At 72.2% G+C, this 17,007-nt stretch carries 19 protein-coding genes; 6 read left to right on the top strand and 13 right to left on the bottom strand.

What is annotated here, in order from left to right; all coding sequences use genetic code 11:
- The first annotated feature begins 26 nt into the window (after window positions 1–26).
- Window positions 27–821: a septal ring lytic transglycosylase RlpA family protein gene (locus tag ACIA8R_RS36430; protein WP_397042279.1), complete on the top strand. Its 795-nt coding sequence runs from the start codon at window positions 27–29 to the stop codon at window positions 819–821.
- A 229-nt stretch (window positions 822–1,050) separates the two neighbouring features.
- Here ACIA8R_RS36430 and ACIA8R_RS36425 read toward each other — a convergent pair whose 3' ends face one another.
- On the bottom strand, window positions 1,051–1,647 hold the full coding sequence (locus ACIA8R_RS36425) for a DUF1707 and DUF4870 domain-containing protein (RefSeq protein ID WP_357698733.1): 597 nt from the start codon (window positions 1,645–1,647) through the stop codon (window positions 1,051–1,053).
- Window positions 1,648–1,777: 130 nt separating this feature from the next.
- Between ACIA8R_RS36425 and ACIA8R_RS36420 the strand changes: the two genes are divergently transcribed.
- Window positions 1,778–2,122 carry a hypothetical protein gene (locus ACIA8R_RS36420; RefSeq protein WP_352327808.1) on the top strand — a complete coding sequence of 115 codons (345 nt, stop codon included), beginning with the start codon at window positions 1,778–1,780 and terminating at the stop codon, window positions 2,120–2,122.
- Window positions 2,123–2,166: 44 nt separating this feature from the next.
- Here ACIA8R_RS36420 and ACIA8R_RS36415 read toward each other — a convergent pair whose 3' ends face one another.
- The 6 genes from ACIA8R_RS36415 to ACIA8R_RS36390 form a co-directional block, all read right to left on the bottom strand.
- Window positions 2,167–3,270: a DUF4192 domain-containing protein gene (locus ACIA8R_RS36415; RefSeq protein ID WP_397042278.1), complete on the bottom strand. Its 1,104-nt coding sequence runs from the start codon at window positions 3,268–3,270 to the stop codon at window positions 2,167–2,169.
- 111 nt (window positions 3,271–3,381) lie between these two features.
- Window positions 3,382–4,158 (bottom strand): EI24 domain-containing protein, encoded by a 777-nt coding sequence (locus ACIA8R_RS36410; protein WP_357698738.1) that lies wholly within the window; start codon window positions 4,156–4,158, stop codon window positions 3,382–3,384.
- 10 nt (window positions 4,159–4,168) lie between these two features.
- A complete protein-coding gene (locus ACIA8R_RS36405) occupies window positions 4,169–4,750 on the bottom strand; it encodes a nucleoside triphosphate pyrophosphatase (RefSeq protein WP_357698741.1) in 582 nt (193 codons plus the stop codon).
- A gap of 28 nt (window positions 4,751–4,778) precedes the next feature.
- Window positions 4,779–5,369 carry a DUF937 domain-containing protein gene (locus ACIA8R_RS36400; RefSeq protein WP_397042277.1) on the bottom strand — a complete coding sequence of 197 codons (591 nt, stop codon included), beginning with the start codon at window positions 5,367–5,369 and terminating at the stop codon, window positions 4,779–4,781.
- Between the two features lie 99 nt (window positions 5,370–5,468).
- Window positions 5,469–7,388, bottom strand: a complete 1,920-nt coding sequence (gene ftsH, locus ACIA8R_RS36395) for an ATP-dependent zinc metalloprotease FtsH (RefSeq protein WP_364090863.1) — start codon at window positions 7,386–7,388, stop codon at window positions 5,469–5,471.
- Window positions 7,389–7,425: 37 nt separating this feature from the next.
- Complete coding sequence (locus ACIA8R_RS36390) at window positions 7,426–8,223, bottom strand: hypothetical protein (RefSeq protein WP_397042276.1); 798 nt, start codon at window positions 8,221–8,223, stop codon at window positions 7,426–7,428.
- 170 nt (window positions 8,224–8,393) lie between these two features.
- Between ACIA8R_RS36390 and ACIA8R_RS36385 the strand changes: the two genes are divergently transcribed.
- Complete coding sequence (locus tag ACIA8R_RS36385; protein ID WP_397042275.1) at window positions 8,394–9,359, top strand: DUF3616 domain-containing protein; 966 nt, start codon at window positions 8,394–8,396, stop codon at window positions 9,357–9,359.
- Here the strand turns inward: ACIA8R_RS36385 and ACIA8R_RS36380 are convergent.
- Window positions 9,349–10,014: a peptidyl-tRNA hydrolase gene (locus ACIA8R_RS36380; protein ID WP_397042274.1), complete on the bottom strand. Its 666-nt coding sequence runs from the start codon at window positions 10,012–10,014 to the stop codon at window positions 9,349–9,351. The two genes, ACIA8R_RS36385 and ACIA8R_RS36380, sit on opposite strands and share 11 nt — an antisense overlap.
- Window positions 10,014–11,282 (bottom strand): MFS transporter, encoded by a 1,269-nt coding sequence (locus ACIA8R_RS36375; protein WP_397042273.1) that lies wholly within the window; start codon window positions 11,280–11,282, stop codon window positions 10,014–10,016. Before ACIA8R_RS36375 ends, ACIA8R_RS36380 begins: the two co-directional genes overlap by 1 nt.
- Before the next feature lie 71 nt (window positions 11,283–11,353).
- Here ACIA8R_RS36375 and ACIA8R_RS36370 point away from each other — a divergent pair, with 71 nt between their 5' ends.
- Entirely contained in the window at window positions 11,354–12,304 is a 951-nt protein-coding gene (locus tag ACIA8R_RS36370) for a DJ-1/PfpI family protein (RefSeq protein WP_357698762.1), read from the top strand.
- A 28-nt stretch (window positions 12,305–12,332) separates the two neighbouring features.
- On the opposite strand, the gene ACIA8R_RS36365 is transcribed toward ACIA8R_RS36370, so the two are convergent.
- Together ACIA8R_RS36365 and ACIA8R_RS36360 are read right to left on the bottom strand one after the other, a co-directional pair.
- Window positions 12,333–13,097 (bottom strand): class II aldolase/adducin family protein, encoded by a 765-nt coding sequence (locus ACIA8R_RS36365; protein ID WP_364090885.1) that lies wholly within the window; start codon window positions 13,095–13,097, stop codon window positions 12,333–12,335.
- Between the two features lie 38 nt (window positions 13,098–13,135).
- The gene (locus tag ACIA8R_RS36360; RefSeq protein ID WP_397042272.1) at window positions 13,136–13,585 is read right to left on the bottom strand and encodes a hypothetical protein; all 450 of its coding nucleotides are present in this window, start codon (window positions 13,583–13,585) and stop codon (window positions 13,136–13,138) included.
- Between the two features lie 38 nt (window positions 13,586–13,623).
- On the opposite strand from ACIA8R_RS36360, the gene ACIA8R_RS36355 reads away from it, so the two are divergent.
- A complete protein-coding gene (locus ACIA8R_RS36355; protein ID WP_397042271.1) occupies window positions 13,624–14,235 on the top strand; it encodes a TetR/AcrR family transcriptional regulator in 612 nt (203 codons plus the stop codon).
- Here the strand turns inward: ACIA8R_RS36355 and ACIA8R_RS36350 are convergent.
- Window positions 14,194–15,675 carry an FAD-dependent monooxygenase gene (locus tag ACIA8R_RS36350; RefSeq protein WP_397042270.1) on the bottom strand — a complete coding sequence of 494 codons (1,482 nt, stop codon included), beginning with the start codon at window positions 15,673–15,675 and terminating at the stop codon, window positions 14,194–14,196. The two genes, ACIA8R_RS36355 and ACIA8R_RS36350, sit on opposite strands and share 42 nt — an antisense overlap.
- Window positions 15,672–16,301, bottom strand: a complete 630-nt coding sequence (locus tag ACIA8R_RS36345; protein WP_364090894.1) for a TetR family transcriptional regulator — start codon at window positions 16,299–16,301, stop codon at window positions 15,672–15,674. Before ACIA8R_RS36345 ends, ACIA8R_RS36350 begins: the two co-directional genes overlap by 4 nt.
- A gap of 97 nt (window positions 16,302–16,398) precedes the next feature.
- Between ACIA8R_RS36345 and ACIA8R_RS36340 the strand changes: the two genes are divergently transcribed.
- The gene (locus ACIA8R_RS36340) at window positions 16,399–16,974 is read left to right on the top strand and encodes a CGNR zinc finger domain-containing protein (RefSeq protein ID WP_397042269.1); all 576 of its coding nucleotides are present in this window, start codon (window positions 16,399–16,401) and stop codon (window positions 16,972–16,974) included.
- The last annotated feature ends 33 nt before the right edge of the window (window positions 16,975–17,007 follow it).

The raw sequence follows: 17,007 nt of genomic DNA, 5'->3' as shown, positions 1-17,007 counted from the left end.
TCCCCTAGCTAGGACCGTGGTTTACCTTGGGCCAGCACTCCCACAAATCGTCCCCCAACGACCGCAAGCTCTCCCCGGGCAAGCGCCGCTGGACCGCCATCGCCGCAGGCGCCGCCGTCGTGGCCGCCGCCTCGACCACCGCCTGGGCCGCCGTCGGCAACGACGCCCCCGCCACCACCACCGCCAAGGACGCCGCCACCGCGGCCACCTCAGCCCGCACCGCCAACCCGCCGGGCGCGGCCCAGATCTCCCAGGCCAAGCCCATCACCCCGGCTCCCAGCACTTCGAGCCCCAGCGCTTCGAGCCCCGGCGCCTCGACCGCCACCGCTTCGAGCCCCGGCGCCTCGACCGCCACCGCTTCGGAGCCCGGCGCGAAGACCGTTCCGGACAGTCCGCACGGCGACACCTCCGCGCCCAAGGCGCCCGCCGCCGCACAGCCCGCCGCCACCGAGACGCCGGCGTCCGAGACGGCGAAGACGGCCAAGACCGTCAAGCCGGTCAAGCTCAGGACGACGAAGCCGAAGGTCCGCGTCCTGTCCTCCGGGACCTGTGGCGCCTCGTACTACGGCGAGCCCCAGATGACGGCCAGCGGCGAACGCTTCAACCCCTCCGCCATGACCGCCGCCCACAAGTCCCTCCCCCTGGGCAGCCGCGTCCGCGTCACCAACCCGCGCAACGGCTCGTCGGTCACCGTGCGCATCAACGACCGCGGCCCGTACGTGGGCGGCCGGTGTCTCGACCTCTCCACGGCCGCGTTCGACGCGATCGGCAGTCTGAGCTCGGGCGTGATGACCGTCCGCTACGAAGTTCTGGCCCGCTGACCGCCCCTCCGGCCCCGTCTCGGCCCCGCCCCCGCCTGTTCGCCATCCGGGGGCGGGCCGGGCCCTCCCCCAGCACCACCCACCACGAATCCCCCGACAACCTCGCAGACCCTCCGGCATCCGCCCACCCGCGCCCCGGGCATTCCCCACCAACGCCCCGAGCATCCCCCGCCCGAGCCCCGGCACATCCCCCGGCCTGAGCCCTTTCCTCTGAGAGCAGCGGGTGCGGCTATTTGACCAGCCGGACCGTCAGCGGGTAGCGGAAGGCGCTCTCCGACAGGGCGGAGATGCCGCCGACGATGCCCAGGACGACGGCGGCGACCCAGATCACCGGCAGAAGCACGATACCGATGACGGTGAAGGGCAGGATGAACGTCGCCCCCACCACGGTGAGCTGGAAGTTCAGGGCCTCAAGTGCCTGCCGACGCAGGTACGGCGACGTCTTGGCCGCGGTGAGCAGCAGGATCAACGGGCCGACGACCGGGATCCCGACGGCTATCAGCAGATGGCCGAACGCGGCCTGGAGGCGTTCGTTGCTCTCCGAAGCCCGCACGGGACGGACCGGCTGCGGCATCGGCGGCGCGAAGCCGGGCACCGCCGTCCTCCCGTACAGCTCGTTCATGATGGGCATCAGGTCACCGTGGGTACGGGCGGTCATCGCGCGCCCCAGCCGGTCGTCGAACTCCAGCTTGTCGAACCGGCCCTCCGCGTAGGCGGCCTTGACATGCTCGACGACGTGCTCTCGGTCCAGGTCGGTGACGCGCAGATGAGCTGGCGGCACCTGTCCCGGCCCCGGGGTCTTGGGTACCCCAGCCATGATGGTCATGCCTCTCCTTGGAATCGGCGGTCAACCTTCATACTGCGTCCTCGGAGCCGGACGTGCCATCGGGAGAAACCCGGAGCTGTCCCCGAGATCATCCCCGACGCCGGAGCTCCAGACGGTATAAAAAGGATTCATGAGATGGCGAGACCGCTACGGTATCCGTCGGCTGCGCGGCCAGAAGATCGCGCGGTTCGACCGCGAGGCGACCGATGCCGACATCGAAGCGCTCATCGCCTTCGCACGTTCGCGGCGTGGCGTCGAGTTCTACGTCGAGCCGGAGACGTTCGCCACCGACACGACCGCTGTGGCGGTGGCTGACGACGGCGAGTGGACCAGGCGGAGGGTCGGGTCGCCCGCCGTGATCCACAAGGTCGCCCGAGATCTGGCGTTACCGGTGTACGACGTGCAGCTGACGGGCTATCCCCCTCGGATGCGTGCGTACAACGAGCGCCGCCGCCGCGAAGAAGGCAGCCTGTAGTTCTGGGGGAAAGGGCGCTGGTCGATGTGACCGGCGCCCTTTCTTCATGCGCTCCCACCCGGCCCCCGGTGCCGGACGGGCCCGTGCGGGGACGGGTCGTCGTCGAGCAGGCCGAGCATGGGGACCAGCCAGCCGCCGTTGGCCGGGCCCATGGCGGTGTCGAGCTCGGCGGGGGTGGGGAGGCGGTCTCGGACGATGGCGGGTGAGAGCAGGCTCTGCAGGGCGTGCATCAGGAGGTTGGCCATCGAGTAGTGGGGGTCGGTGGTGAGCGCGCGTTCGAGGGCGATGGTGGCGAGGATGTTGTTGCCCGTGCGCCAGGCGGCCATGGCCAGCAGGGAGGCGGCCGGTGGGACGAAGCGGGGCTCCAGGCGGCGCGTGAGGTCTTTCCACAGGGGCAGGTGGGCGTCCCGCATCGTGGTCCAGGCTTCGTCGCGGACTCTGATCACGCTCAGGGCCAGGCCCAGCCGGGCGGCTTCGACATCGTCGAGGCGGACGCCGGCGGAGTGGGCGGTCAGGCTCGCGCGGACTTCGGTGAGCGCGTCGGCGACGTAGCTCCGGGCGAAGGTGTCCAGGTCGGGGGCTGCTGTCAGGCGGGCTCGCACCTCGGCCACGGCGGCCGCGGTGGCCCGGCGCATCGCCATGCGGACCGGGCCCGTTGCCGGGGCGATCGTGCGTTCCAGGCTGCGGCGGTCGGGAAGGGCGACCATGGCGCGCACCGTCGCCTCGGCGGCGATCTGGCTGGTGGTCGGGTCGTAGGGGGTGCCCTCGGGCGGGCAGCAACGGGGAAGCTCGCAGACGTAGGACCAGTAGCGCCCTTCATGGGCGCGGATCGCGTCGCCCACGTGGATCTCCGACGCGGCGGCCACGAGCCTGGCCTCGTCGACGGCCGGGGTCACCGTCTCGCCTCCGCCGTAGCCGACGACGACCATCTCGGTGATGCCTTCGCGGGCGAAGAGCTCGGTGAGGGGGGCGAGGGTGCCCCGGGGGAACGGGAGGCTCCACCTCGCGGCCACCTTGGCCTGGCCGTGGTGGAGGCCGATCACGACCAGGCTGTCATGGGGGTGGAAGCCGACCAGGTAGGGGACTGCGGCCAGGATGTCGGCCGGGCTGGTCAGGGTGAGGCAGGGGGCCGGGGCGTTGGTCGTCATGAGCGCCAGGGTGCCGGGAAGGCCCGACCCGAGAACGCCCGAGCGCTGTTCTGTGGACGAGAAGCGCCCCGCCGCCCGCCCTGTGGAAAACCGGGTGGGGCGTCCTTGGGGTCAGGGGGACGGTGGGGTCAGGGGGGTTGGGGCTGGGGTGGGGGGTGGGGTGGGGGCGATGCGGGCGCGTACGAGGAGGGCGGCGCCCGCCACCGCCGCCGGCATCATCACGACCGCCACCAGCGGCACCAGGAACAGCAGGAAGCCGACCACCCCGAACCCCAGCGTGGTCGCCATGTTCCGGCGCAGCAGCGCGAAGCGTTCCTTCCTGGACACCCCCCGGCGTTCGAGGGCCAGCGTGGTGAGCTCGACCGTCAGGAAGAACCCGGAGACGAAGGCCCCCACCACGGGCACCACCGTCTGGCCGATCACCGGCACGAACCCCAGGAAGAACAGCGGCACGGTGAGGAGCAGCACGTAGAACAGGGTGATCAGGCTGTCCCGGATCGAACGGGGCAGCGTACGCCACCACGGCTGTTCCACCGCCCCGGGCAGCGGATCGGCCTCGGCCGAGAGCCGTTCGTAGAACGGCTCGCCGATCGCCAGCGTCAGCGCCGCGAACGTCAGCACCGCCAGCGCCAGCCCGCCGAGGAAGATCGCGATGCCCACCAGCGTGCGGAACAGGTCGACCCAGCTCCACGAGTCGGCGAACGGGGTGAAGAACTCGGCCAGGTCGCGGGCGTGGGTGCCGAGCAGGATCAGCGCCACCACGTAGACGGCGAACGCGATCACCGCCGGGATCAGCCCGAACAGCCACCACCGGCCGTGCCGCGACACCCATCCGAGACCCTGGAAGAAGAAGCCGACACCGGCCGCGAAGTCGCGCAGAGATCGCATGCCCGGCAGGCTAGCGCCAGAACGACGTGACCGCGTAACCCAGTTCGTCGAACAGCTCGCGCAGCAGCGGCAGGGACACCCCGAGCACGTTGCCGTGGTCGCCCTCGATGCCCTCGACGAACCAGCCGCCGCGCCCCTCGATGCTGAACCCGCCGGCCAGGCCGAGCGGCTCGCCGGTGGCGACGTAGGCCGCGATCTCGTCCTCGGACGGCTGGCCGAAGCGCACCACGGTGCTGGCCACCTGGGCGGCCTGCCGCCCCGCCGGCACGTCGATCACGCAGTGGCCGGTCACCAGGCGGCCGGTGCGCCCGCGCATGATGCGCCACCGCTCGACGGCCTCCTCGGCGGTGCCCGGCTTGCCGTAGGGACGGCCGTCGAGTTCGAGGATCGAGTCGCAGCCGATGACCAGCCCCTCCTCCAGCCCGCTCGCGACCGCCTCCGCCTTGGCCCTGGCCAGGACGAGGCTGAGCGCCGCCGGCGAGTGCGCGGTGTAGGCGTCCTCGTCGACGCCGGAGACGATGACCTTGGGGTCGAGGCCGGCGTTGCGCAGCACGGTGAGGCGGGTGGGAGAGGCAGAGGCCAGAACGATCACCGTCCCAGCTTACCGAAGGCCCACGCGGTCACCAGTCGTGGTTGGGGGTCCCTCTGGCGGGCTGCCGGTCGGCCGGGTCGTACGGGCCGCCCTGGGCCGGGACGGCGCCGCCGAAGATGCCGCTGAGCAGGCCGTCGAGCAGGTGGCCGAGGCCGCCGGGCAGCGAGGCGTGCTCCTGGCGCAGGTCGGCGGCGAGGGCGGAGGCGTCCATGTTCGCGTTGGCGGCGCGGTTGGCCAGCAGGGACATGACCATGGGGGCGACGAGGGGAAGCAGTCTCATGATGGTGCCGGAGCTGACGCAGGCCAGTTGCGAGAGCCCGGCGGCGGCCCGTTCGGTGCCCTGGCCGCCGAGGACGTGGCCGAGGATGCTGTGGCCGTCGCGGGTCAGCGAGGCCACGTCGCCGTTGAAGGGGTCGGTGTCGACGTGGTCTTCGAGGGCGCCGCGCAGGGCCTCCGCGCCGTCGGGGTGTTCGGCGTTGCGGGCCATGCCGCCGAGGACCGTGCCGGCCACGGCCTCGACGACCTTGCGCGCCGTGGCCGTGTCGGTGCCGAGCATCCCGGCGATCTGGTCCACCCCTGAGTCGCCGAGCTGGGCGAGAAGCTCGTCATTCAGTGTCAAGACGGTCCCCCGATCTGAGTCGCGGGAGACGTTCCCCGGCCGTGATCGAGCCAAGGCCGGGGTTCCCCTAAGTCTCGGGAAAGCCGGGTTTCCCGGGGTTCAGTCGAGGGCGGGCTGCTTGCTGCCGCTGGCCAGGCCGGCGGCGGCGTACGCGCTCACCTCGTCGAGCGTCTCGTGTTCGAGCAGGGCCGCGACGATGCCGTCGAGCCGTTCCCGGTTCTCGGTGAGCACCTGGACGGCGCGTTCGTAGCACTCGTCCACGATGCGCCGTGCCTCCTCGTCCACCGTGGCGAGGGTGGCCGGCGACGCCTGCGGCGCGGAGCCGTCGTTGGGCAGGATGGTCAGCGGGCCGACCTTCTCCGACATGCCCCATCGGCCCACCATGCCGCGCGCGATCATGGTGACCTGTTCGAGGTCGTTCTCGGCGCCGGTGGTGATGATGCCGTAGACCACCTGCTCGGCCGCCATGCCGCCGAGCGCGCCGGTGATGCGGCCGCGCAGGTACTGCTCGTCGTAGGCGTAGCGGTCGGTGTCGGGGGTGGACAGCGTGACGCCGAGCGCCCGGCCGCGCGGGATGATCGAGATCTTCCTGACCGGGTCGGCGCCGGGCTGGAGCATGCCGAGCAGGGCGTGTCCGGCCTCGTGGAAGGCGGTGCGGGTGCGCTCCTCCTCCGGCATCACGATGCTGCGGGCCGCGCCGAGCTGAAGCTTCTCCAGCGCGTCCGCGAAGTCGGACATGTCGACCTTCTCCTTGCCGCGCTTGGCGGCGAGGAGTGCGCCCTCGTTGACCAGGTTGGCCAGGTCGGCGCCGGTCATGCCGGGGGTGGTCTTGGCGATGCGGTCGAGGCTGACCTCGCCGTCGAGCGGCACGCCGCGCGAGTGCACCTCCAGGATCGCCGTGCGCCCGGCCGCGTCGGGCAGGCCCACCTGCACCGTACGGTCGAAGCGCCCGGGACGCAGCAGCGCCGGGTCGAGGATCTCGGGCCGGTTGGTGGCCCCGATGACGATCACGCCTTCGGCGCCGGAGAAGCCGTCCATCTCGGTGAGGATCTGGTTCAGCGTCTGCTCGCGCTCGTCGTGGCCGCCGATGCCGCCCGCGCCGCCGCGGGCCCGTCCGATGGCGTCGATCTCGTCGATGAACACGATCGAGGGAGCGACCTTGCGGGCCTCCTCGAACAGGTCGCGCACGCGCGAGGCGCCCACGCCGACGATCATCTCGATGAACTCGGAGGCGCTGGCCGAGAAGTACGGCACCTTCGCCTCGCCCGCCACGGCCCTGGCCAGCAGCGTCTTGCCGGTGCCGGGAGGGCCGGCCAGCAGCACGCCCTTGGGCAGCTTGGCGCCCAGCCTGCGGTACTTGCCGGGGTCCTTCAGGTAGTCGACGACCTCGACGAGCTCGTTCTCCACCTCGTCGATGCCGGCGACGTCGTCGAACGTGACGCGCACCTTGCCGGCCTCGACCGGCTTGGCGGCCTTGGACTTGCCGAGCCCGCTCAGGCCGCCGCCCATCATGCTCGCGCCGCGGCGCATGACCCAGATCCACAGGCCGGCCAGCAGCAGCACGGGCAGCAGCGACAGCAGCAGGTTGGAGAAGAAGCCCCGGGTCAGCGGCTTGGAGGTGGTCTCCACCTGGGCCGACTTGAGCTGCTGGTCGAGCTGGTCGGTGTTGGCGAAGGCGGGGATCTCGGTCTGGAACTTGGTGTAGGACTCGCTGCTCTCGGGGTTCTTGGCCGAGCTCCTCAGGTCGCCCTCGACCGACAGCCCCTGGGCGTAGATGTCCTTGACGTTCTTGGCGTCGACCTGCTTGGTGAACTCGGTGTACGAGATCGTCTCGACCGAGTTGCTGTCCACGAAGGACGACACGACGAAGAAGCCCGCGTACACCACGAGCAGGGTGACGACGAATCGCCACCAGTTGATCTTGGGCCGCCCGCCAGGCGAACCGGGCAGGCCCTCCGAGCGCCAGGGCGGCTTGACCTTGCCCTTGTTCGGTGCCTGCGGCGGTCCAGAGCGTTCCACGGCGTCACTCCCCCACATCGCCGCATACATGATCTTTCTAGCCTAGAACACGCACTCCCGAGACCACGCGGCCAATATCACGCCAACGCTTTCTCTGCGAGTCAGGCACTGTGACGAACGCAAGTCCTGGCTTGCTCATTCCCCCGTCCATGACTACGACGGCCGCTCTTGACGAATGTTTGCCGTATTTGACGCGATATACGAGCATCCATCCGGTTTTAACCCGTTGCGAGGCGAGCCAGCTGATCTTGGAGCCCTTGGGGTGGTGGTTGAGCGTCCAGCGGGCGGCCAGCAGCGCCGTGTCGCGCGGCGACCTCTGCTCCATGATCGGCAGCGGGCAGGTCACGAGCATGCCGCGCAGCTTGCCGCCGCGCGCCGCCGGCAGCACCTGCTTGCTGGTGAACGGCGCCGCGCCGTGCGTCTTCCACGGCTTGCCCAGCCGGGGCACGGCCAGGCCGGTGCGCCTGTCCTTCACCACGCTCTTGGCCGGCCGGGGCAGGGCCATGCGCTTGACGCGGCCGGTCAGCCGGGGCACGCGCGGGTCGGCGTACAGGGCCTGCATGGCGGTGTAACCGGGCGCGAGGGAGGAGCCCGGCGACGGTGTGGGGGTCGGGACGGGGGGCGAGGAAGTGGGGGACGAGGAAGTGGGGGACGACGTCGGCGTGGGGGTGGCCGACGACGTGGGGGCCGGAGCGGACGAGGCGGGTGCGGCCGGCGGCGCGGTTACCGGCCCCGCCACGACCTCGTCCGGCCCGGACGGGAGCGCCAGGACGATCACCGTGGCGCCGAGCGCCACGGCCGCCACGACGGCGAGCCCCCGATAGATCGACCGCATCCGGACATCGCCGATGCGGGAGCGCCTGGGCGGTGAAACGGGGGTCGCAGGGCGGTCTGTGGTTCTCACTCGTGAACCCTCGGTCTCATCTTCCCCATGGAGCACGACGGGAGCGTACGACATATCCCGCCATTGCGTGTGTGAAGCGACCGAAGTGCAATCATGGCGGGGTGGAACAGGTGGAACTGCGGTTCGGCGAGGACTCCCGGTTCGCCCAGACGCACACGAACCTCTCGGCGGTCAGGTGGGAGCCGACGGGCCTGTGGGTGGCCGGCGACGAGACCGCCACCGTCGAACGTCTCACCTGGACCGGCGACCACTTCGGCGACGAGCGCTCGTTCGCCCTGGCCGACTACGTCGAGCTGCCGACCGGGCGCTTCGACGAGGCCGACATCGAGGGCCTGGCCAGGGCCGACGGCCACCTGTGGGCGGTCGGCTCGCACAGCCTCAAACGCCGCAAGGCCAAGCCGGGCGAGCCGGAGAAGTCGATCAGAAGGCTGGGCACGGTCGTCCGCGAGGAGAACCGGTTCATCCTGGTCCGCCTGCCGCTCGACGAGACCGGCGAACGGCCGCTGCCCGGCGCGATCCTGTCCGGCGGACGCAACGTCGCCGCCATGCTGGCCGACGACCGCCATCTGGCGCCGTTCCTGGCGCTGCCGGGCAAGGACAACGGGCTCGACATCGAGGGCATCGCGGTCGTGGGCGAGCGGGTCTACCTGGGGCTGCGCGGGCCGGTGCTGCGCGGCTGGGCGGTGGTGCTGGAGATCCGGCCCGTGGACGACGGCGGCGGCCGGTTACGGCTCGACGGGCCGTACCGCAAGCACTTCCTCGACCTCGGCGGGCTGGGCGTGCGGGACATGTGCCCGCACGGCGGCGACCTGCTGCTGCTCACCGGCCCCACCATGAGCCTGGACGGCCCCGTTCGGGTCGTGCGCTGGCGGGAACGGCAGGGCGGCGGGCTCGTGCCCGCACACGACCTGGAGACCGTCCTGGAGCTGCCCTACGGCATCGGCGACGACCACCCGGAAGGGCTGGCCGTGCTGCCCGACGGCCGGCTCATGGTCGTCTACGACAGCCCGTCGCCCGCCCGGATCACCCCGGCGGGCGGCGTGCTGGCCGACATCTTCACGATCTAGCCACCCGTCCGAGGAGCCAGGGCGCCTCGGCGACGAACGTGCACGAACCGGGCTCGATCTCGGTGAACCCGGCGTCGCGCACCACGGGCAGCCCGGCGGCCACCTTGGCGTCGAAGTCGTCCCGGTCCGGCGCGGCGCGCACGGAGACCGCCAGGCCGTCCGCCCGCCAGGTGGCCCGCTCGGCCTCGTCGCTGGCCCACCAGGCGAGCTGCGCGGCGTGCCCGGCCTGGGCCATGGCCTTGCCCGCCGACATGGTCAGCCTGGGGTTCTCCCACAGGACCGGCGGGCCGGACGGTTCGCCGGGCTCGGCCGTGTCACTCAGCTCGGTGCCGCCCACCTGGAGCCGGGCCAGATCCTTGGGCCAGGCGTCGAGCGGGACGGGCGGGTGCACCCGCACCTCCGCCGTGCGGTGCTCGATCGTGCGGCCGGGCAGCGCGGCGGCTCTGCGCCACTCGGCGCCCCTGGCGCGGCGCACCACCTTGCGGATCTTGCCGGTGGACTGCCAGGCGTGCAGCTCGGCGGCCCACTCCCCCGGGTCGTCCAGCAGGCTCAGCACGGCCATGGCGGCGGCCTCCAGCGCGTCGGTGCGCTCGGGGGGAGCGGCCCTCTCGATCCTGACCACGAGGGGGAGGACCATCAGTTCGGTCTCGTTCATCACCGTCTAGCATGCCGGATGGCCAGGGACATTCCCGCGGCCAGGAGGCAGAGGGCGCCGGCGGCGTACCAGGCCAGGTCGTAGGCGCCGAGCCGGTCGCGGGTCAGGCCCGCGCCCACGGCGGCGATCGCGGCGCCCACCTGGTGCGAGGCGAACACCCAGCCGAACACGACGGCGCCGTCCTGGCCGTAGATCCGGCGGCACAGGGCGACGGTGGGGGGCACGGTGGCCACCCAGTCCAGGCCGTAGAACACGATGAAGATCAGCATGCTGGGCTCGGTGGTGGCCGCGAACAGGCCGGGCAGCAGCATCAGGGACAGGCCGCGCAGGCCGTAGTAGACGCCGAGCAGCAGCTTGGGGTTGATCTTGTCGCTGAGCCAGCCGGAGGCGACCGTCCCGACGATGTCGAAGACGCCGATGATCGCGAGCAGCCCGGCGGCGACCGGCTCGGCCATGCCGTGGTCGTGCGCGGCGGGGATGAAGTGGGTGCCGACCAGGCCGTTCGTGCTCATGCCGCAGATCGCGAAGCCGCCGGCGAGGAACCAGAAGGCGCGCGTGCGCGCGGCCGAGCGCAGCACCGTCAGCGCCCGCGCCGCCGCGTTCCCGGCGGCCGGCCTCGTCCGTACGGCGTCCGCCTCGGCGCCGAGAGCCGTCGTGCCCACCTCCTCGGGGTGGTCGCGCAGCAGCCACCAGACGAACGGCACCACCGCCAGCGCGGCGGCGGCCACCGTCAGGGACGCGGCCCGCCAGCCCGGCCCCTCGGCGAGCTGGGCCAGCACCGGCAGGAAGATCAGCTGCCCCGTCGCGCCCGCCGCGGTCAGGATGCCGGTGACGAGCCCCCGGTGCCGGACGAACCAGCGGTCGGTCACCGTGGCGGCGAACACCAGCGCCATCGACCCGGTGCCGAGCCCGATGAACACGCCCCAGAACAGCAGCAGGTGCCAGCTCGCCGTCATGATCACGGTGAGCCCGCTGCCGACCGCGACCAGCAGCAGCGCCAGCGACACCACGCGGCGCATGCCGAAGCGGTCCATCAGCGCGGCGGCGAAGGGGGCGGTCATCCCGTAGAGCACCAGGTTGATCGACACGGCGAGCGAGATCGTGCCCGTGCTCCAGCCGAACTCCTCGTGCAGCGGGGTGATCAGCACGCCGGGGGTGGCGCGGAAGCCGGCCGCGCCGAGGATGGCCACGAAGGCCACGGCCGCGACCCACCAGGCGCGGTGGATCCTGGGGGTCCGCGTGGGGGTGGGGGTGGTGCTCAACGTCATGCGCCAATCCTGATTTACAGGCATTTAGTGGCGCGAGTGGCCCGAAAGCCAATATGTGCAAGAATCAGGCCATGGCCCACCGAGTCGCGGTCGTCGTGCTGAACAACTTCGCCCCGCTCGACCTCGGCGTGCCCGGCCAGGTCTTCCAGTCGGCCGAGACGCCGGACGGCGAGAAGCTCTACGAGGTCGTGACCTGCTCCCCCGACCGCGAGCCGGTCCGCTGCACGGCCGGCTACACCGTGCTGCCCGACCACGACCTCGACGTGCTCGACACGGCCGACACGGTGCTGGTCCCGGGCATCCACGGGGGCCGGGCGATGAAGGACGGCACGATCACCGCCACCTTGCGCGCGGCCCTTCAGGACCGCCCGCGCGTCATGTCGATCTGCACGGGCGCGTTCGTCCTGGCGGCGGCGGGCCTGCTGGACGGCCGCCCGGCCACCACGCACTGGCGCGAGGCGGCCCGGTTCGCCACCCTGTTCCCGCTGGTCAAGCTGGACCCCGACGTGCTGTTCGTGGACGACGGCGACGTGCTGACCTCGGCCGGCGTCGCGGCGGGCCTCGACCTGTGCCTGTACGTGATCAAGCGCGACCACGGCGCGGAGGTGGCCAACCGGACCGCCCGCCGCTGTGTGATGCCACCCTGGCGGGACGGCGGCCAGGCGCAGTACATCGAGCGTCCCCTGCCGCACGACGACGCCGGCGGCACCGCCGCGACCCGCGACTGGATGCTGGCCCACCTCGACGCCCCGCTCGACCTCAACGCGCTGGCCGGCCACGCCAGGATGAGCGTGCGCACCTTCACCAGGCGCTTTCGCGAGGAGACCGGGATGAGCCCGGCCAAATGGCTGACCGGCCACCGCGTCGGCCACGCCAGGCGCCTGCTGGAGACCACCGACCTCGGCGTGGAGGACGTGGCCAGGCGCTCCGGCTTCGGCACGGCGGTCTCGCTCCGCCAGCACCTGCACGCGGCCGTGGGCGTCGCGCCGCTGACCTACCGGCACACCTTCCGCCGCTCCTGAGCCGCTCGCCGGGAAGGCGCGGGACGGCCTACTCGAACAGGTCGGGCTGCTCGCGCACGATCTGGTCGTGCAACGGCTGGTAGTTGATCCAGCCGACCAGGTCGTTGCCGATCTGCTGGTGGGTGAGGGCGGCGTTGTCGGGCTCGATGGGCACGACCTGCCCGGCGGCCTTGGCGAGGAGCTGCACCTGCGCCGAGCGTTCCATGGTGATGAACCACCAGGCGGCCGCGTCCACCGTGTCGCCGACGGTCAGCAGGCCGTGGTTGCGCAGCACGAGGGCCTTGTTGCCGCCCAGGGTGGCGGCGATGCGCTTGCCCTCCTCCAGGTCGGTGACGACGCCCGTGTAGTCGTCGAACAGCGCGTTGTCCTGGTAGAAGGCGCAGGCGTCCTGGGTGATGGGCTCGATGGTCTGGCCGAGCGCCGACAGGGCGCGGCCGTGGACGGAGTGGCTGTGGGCGGCCGCGACCACGCCGGGACGGGCCTGGTGCACCTGGGAGTGGATGGCGAAGGCGGCCTCGTTGACGTGGTAGCGGCCCTCGACGACCTGGCCCTCGTGGTTGACGAGGATGAGGTCGCTGACCCTGACGTGCTTGAACGACATGCCGAACGGGTTGACCCAGAAGTGGTCGCTCAGCTCGGGGTCGCGGGCGGTGATGTGCCCGGCCACACCCTCCTCGAACCCGAACCTGCCGAAGATGCGCAGCGCCGCCGCGAGCCGCTCCTTGCGGTGCCGCCGCTCCTCCTCGATCGTCTCGAACGTCGGCGGCAGGCGGAAGATGAGGTTGTCCGGCATGGCTCTCCTCGTGCACAGAATGTTGTTCTGACCGCAGACTAGCGCCTGAACGGCACGCCCGCCGTCCGCGATCCGGCCAGGATCACCAGGGCCTCCCCGAGCAGGCCGACGCCGATCGACAGCGGGATCGACCTGACCTCCTCGTGCATGCCGGCGGCCAGCGCCAGCGCGCCCACGCCGAAGCTGATCGCGAACGTCACGGCCCACACGACCAGCGTCTTCCAGGTGTAACGCTGCCAGAGCACGCCGTCCTTGGGGAACACCTGCGTGGTGGCCGCCCTGAGTGCGCCGAAGGCCACGCCGATCAGGGCGGTGACCGCCAGCCACGTGACGTCGAGAACGGTCGGGTGCACGTCGAGCAGGCCGTGGAGGCCGATGCCGATGAGGATGACCGGCGGCGCGTACACGTCCTTGGCGATGAGCGGCTGGCCGATCATGCGCCTGGCGACGGCGTAGACGACGAGCGCGGCGATTAGTAGCACGTCCATGCTAAATAAAGTAGCAGGGGCGTGCTATAAAGGACAACATGCCGAAAGTCGTCGATCCCGAGGCCCGCCGCGACGAGGTGGCCGACGCCGTGTTCCAGGTCGTGCGCCGCGCCGGGTTCGAGCAGGCGTCGCTGCGCAACGTGGCGGAGGAGGCCGGGCTGGCCATCGGCTCGGTGCGCCACTACTTCGCCGGGCACACCGAGCTGATGACCTTCGCGATGCGCGCCTCGATCGAGCGGGTCGGCGCGCGCCTGGAGGAACGCGTCGGCCCGCTGCTCGCCGCGCAGGACGGCGAGGAGCGGGCCGAGCGGGTCGAGCTGATGTTGTCGGAGCTGCTGCCGCTGGACGAGCCGCGCCTGGAGGAGGCGGCCGTCTGGCTGGCCTTCACGACGGCCGCGCGCACCCGGCCCGAGCTGCGTCCCCTGGCCCGCGAGGCGTACGACGGCATGCGCCGGCTGGTCGGCCGCATCGTCGAGGGCATCGCCGCGCACGGCGGCCTGGGCGACGCCGAGGTGGAGACCGAACGGCTGTGCGCGCTGATCGACGGGCTCACGGTCGAGGGCGTGCTGCACCCCGAGCGGATGACGCCCGCGCTGATGCGCCGCTGCCTACGCCGTCATCTCGACACCCTTGCCGAACCACGTCTCTAGCGCCCGCGTCAGCGTCTCGTCCGGCGTGCCGGCCCAGGCCACGTAGCCGTCGGGGCGCACCAGCACGGCCTCTGCCGGGCACGACGGCACGGTGACCGTCTCGACCCGCTCGTGGCGTACGCGCAGCTCGCCGGTGCGGTCGAGCAGCAGCGGCCGGGCCCGGGAGGCGGGCTCCGGCGGCAGGTCGGCCAGGAACCGGCCGGCCAGCGGATGCCCGTCGCCGGGCGTCGGGTAAGGCAGGTCGGAGCCCGCCAGGAGCGCGGCGAAGCGCCGCCGGTTGGCGTCGTCGCCCAGCAGCTCGGCGAACAGCTCGCGCAGGGCCGTCACGTCCGGGCCCGGCGCGGCCAGGGCGAGCTGGGCGCTGGAGTGCATGGCCACCCGCTCGGCGGCGGGCCTGCGCTCGGCGTCGTAGGTGTCGAGCAGCCCGGCCGGCGCCCAGCCCTGGAGCTCGGCGGCCAGCTTCCAGGCCAGGTTGGCGGCGTCCTGGAGGCCGAGGTTGAGACCGGGAGCGCCCATGGCGGAGTGCACGTGGGCGGCGTCGCCCGCCACGAAGACGCGGCCCGCCCGGTAGCGGTCGGCCACCCGGGTCTCGCGGCCGTTCAGGCGCCTGAGCAGGTGGGGGCCCTCGCCGGTGGGCGGGCCGAGCGGGAGGTCGGCCCCGAGCACGCGGGCCAGGCTCGCACGCAGCTCGCCGATGGTCATCGGCTCGTCGTCGCCGGGGATCTCGCCGCCCCACTCCATCGAGGTGACCGAGAGCACGCCCGGCCCCGCGGGCAACATCGCGTACGCGCCGCGCTCGGTCCGGTGCCAGGTGTAGAGCACGAACGTGCCGTGGCCGGGCACGTCCATCTCGACCGTGCCGGGGCTCACGACCGCTCCCGGCACGGTGACGTGGGCCGTACGGCTGACGACGTCGGCCGCGCGCACCCCCGGGAAGCCGATGCCGGACCGCCTCCTGACCAGGCTGTGGGCGCCGTCGCAGCCCACCAGGTAGCGCGTACGCAGCTCGTAGGGGCCTTCGGGGCCCGACACCGAGAGCGTGACGCCCTCGCCGTCCTGCTCGAAACCGGTCAGCTCGTGGCCGCGCCGGATCTCCGCGTCCAGCTCGACGGCCCGCCGCTCGAACAGCTCCTCCAGCTCGGGCTGCCGGACGCCGAGGGCGCGCAGCGGATTGCCGTCGAGCCCGGCCAGGTGGAACGGCATGGCGCCGAAGACGAACGCGGGCACGGGCGCGGGCGCCGTGGTGAGGCCGCGCTGGTGCAGCAGGCCGACGACCTGGCCGATGATGCCGTTGGCCTTGGGCTGGTCGCTGCGGACGGGCAGGCGTTCGAGCACGACGGGCCGCACTCCGGCCAGGCCGAGCTCGCAGGCCAGCATCAGGCCGTTGGGGCCGCCGCCGGCGACGACGACGTCGACGGTCGTGAGCTCTTGTCGGGTCACGAGGTCTCTCCTTCAGGCGAGGGGCAGGGGGCGGGCAGTCCGGCGGCCAGGCAGCCCAGGGCCTCGCGCAGCAGCGGCACCAGCGGGACGGGCGGATCGGAGCGCAGCCAGTGGCCGACGGCGACCTGCACGGCGGCGCTCACCGTGGCCGCCACCAGGTGCGGGTAGAGGTCGCGGCGCGCGTCGGCGCCCGTGCGCTCGGCCACGGCCGCGGCCAGCTCGCCGTCGGCCGCGAACTGGGCCTTGAGCGCCTCGGCGCGCAAGGCGGGCTCGCCGGCCAGCAGGCGGGTGAGGGCCAGCCGGTCGCCGTCGGGCGGCGCGGGGCTGGCCATGGCCTGCTCCCACGGCTCGGCGACCGCCGCGACCAGCGCCTCCCACAGCGGCTCGGCCGCCGGACGGGCGCGCAGCACGGCCACCGTCCGCCGGACGCGGTCGGTGTGGCGGGCGGCGAGGGCCTCGTACTTGCTGGAGAAGTAGTTGTTGAACGTGCGTGGCGACACGCCGACCAGGTCGGCGACGTCCTCCACCCGGACGTTCTCCAGCCCGCGCTCCAACGCCAGCCGGAGCGCCGCGTCCATCAGCGCCTCGCGGGTCGCCTGCTTCTTCCGTTCCCTCAGTCCGCTCACTCTTTCAGAATACGCACTTTTGCGGAGTACGCAATCTTTCTGAATCAGCATTTTTTTACTAACGGCAAAAGGCGCTGGCCGGCGTTAGATTGGAGGCATGTCCACCATCCTGACCATGGAGTTCGCCGGTACGGTCAGGGCCGACCGCTCGGGCCCCGTCGACCGGCTGCGCGACGCCGGTGCGATGACCGAATGGGTCCGCGAGCACGCGGCCGACCTGGGCGTCCCGCCCGACTTCACCGCCACGGAGGAGCTGCGCGAGCAGACCGTACGGCTGCGCCAGGCCGTCAGGGCACTCCTGGCCAGGGCGGTCGCCCCCGACCCGCCGAGCGTCGCGGACGCCGACCGCCTGCCGGGCTTCGCCGAGTCGCTGGCCCTGGTGAACGCGACCGCCCTGGCCGCCCCCACCGCTCCGCAGCTGTCGTGGACCGGCGAGCCGTCGCTGACCCTGGTCCCGGCCGTGAAGGCGAACCCGTCCACGCGCCTGCGGGGGCGGCTGGCCGTCGCGACCGTGGAGTTCCTGGCCGGGCCCGACCACACCCTGCTGCGCACCTGCGGAGCTCCGCGCTGCGTGCTCTATTTCGTCAAGGAGCACGCGCGCCAGGAGTGGTGCTCGCAGGCCTGCGGCAACCGCGCGCGGGCGGCCCGCCACTACCGGGAGCACAAGAAATAGCCTCATCTAACGCCACTGAGCCGGTTTTGCCGT

Source organism: Nonomuraea sp. NPDC051191 (assembly GCF_044455665.1).
Taxonomy (GTDB): domain Bacteria; phylum Actinomycetota; class Actinomycetes; order Streptosporangiales; family Streptosporangiaceae; genus Nonomuraea.
This window is presented reverse-complemented; position numbering and strand designations above follow the sequence as displayed.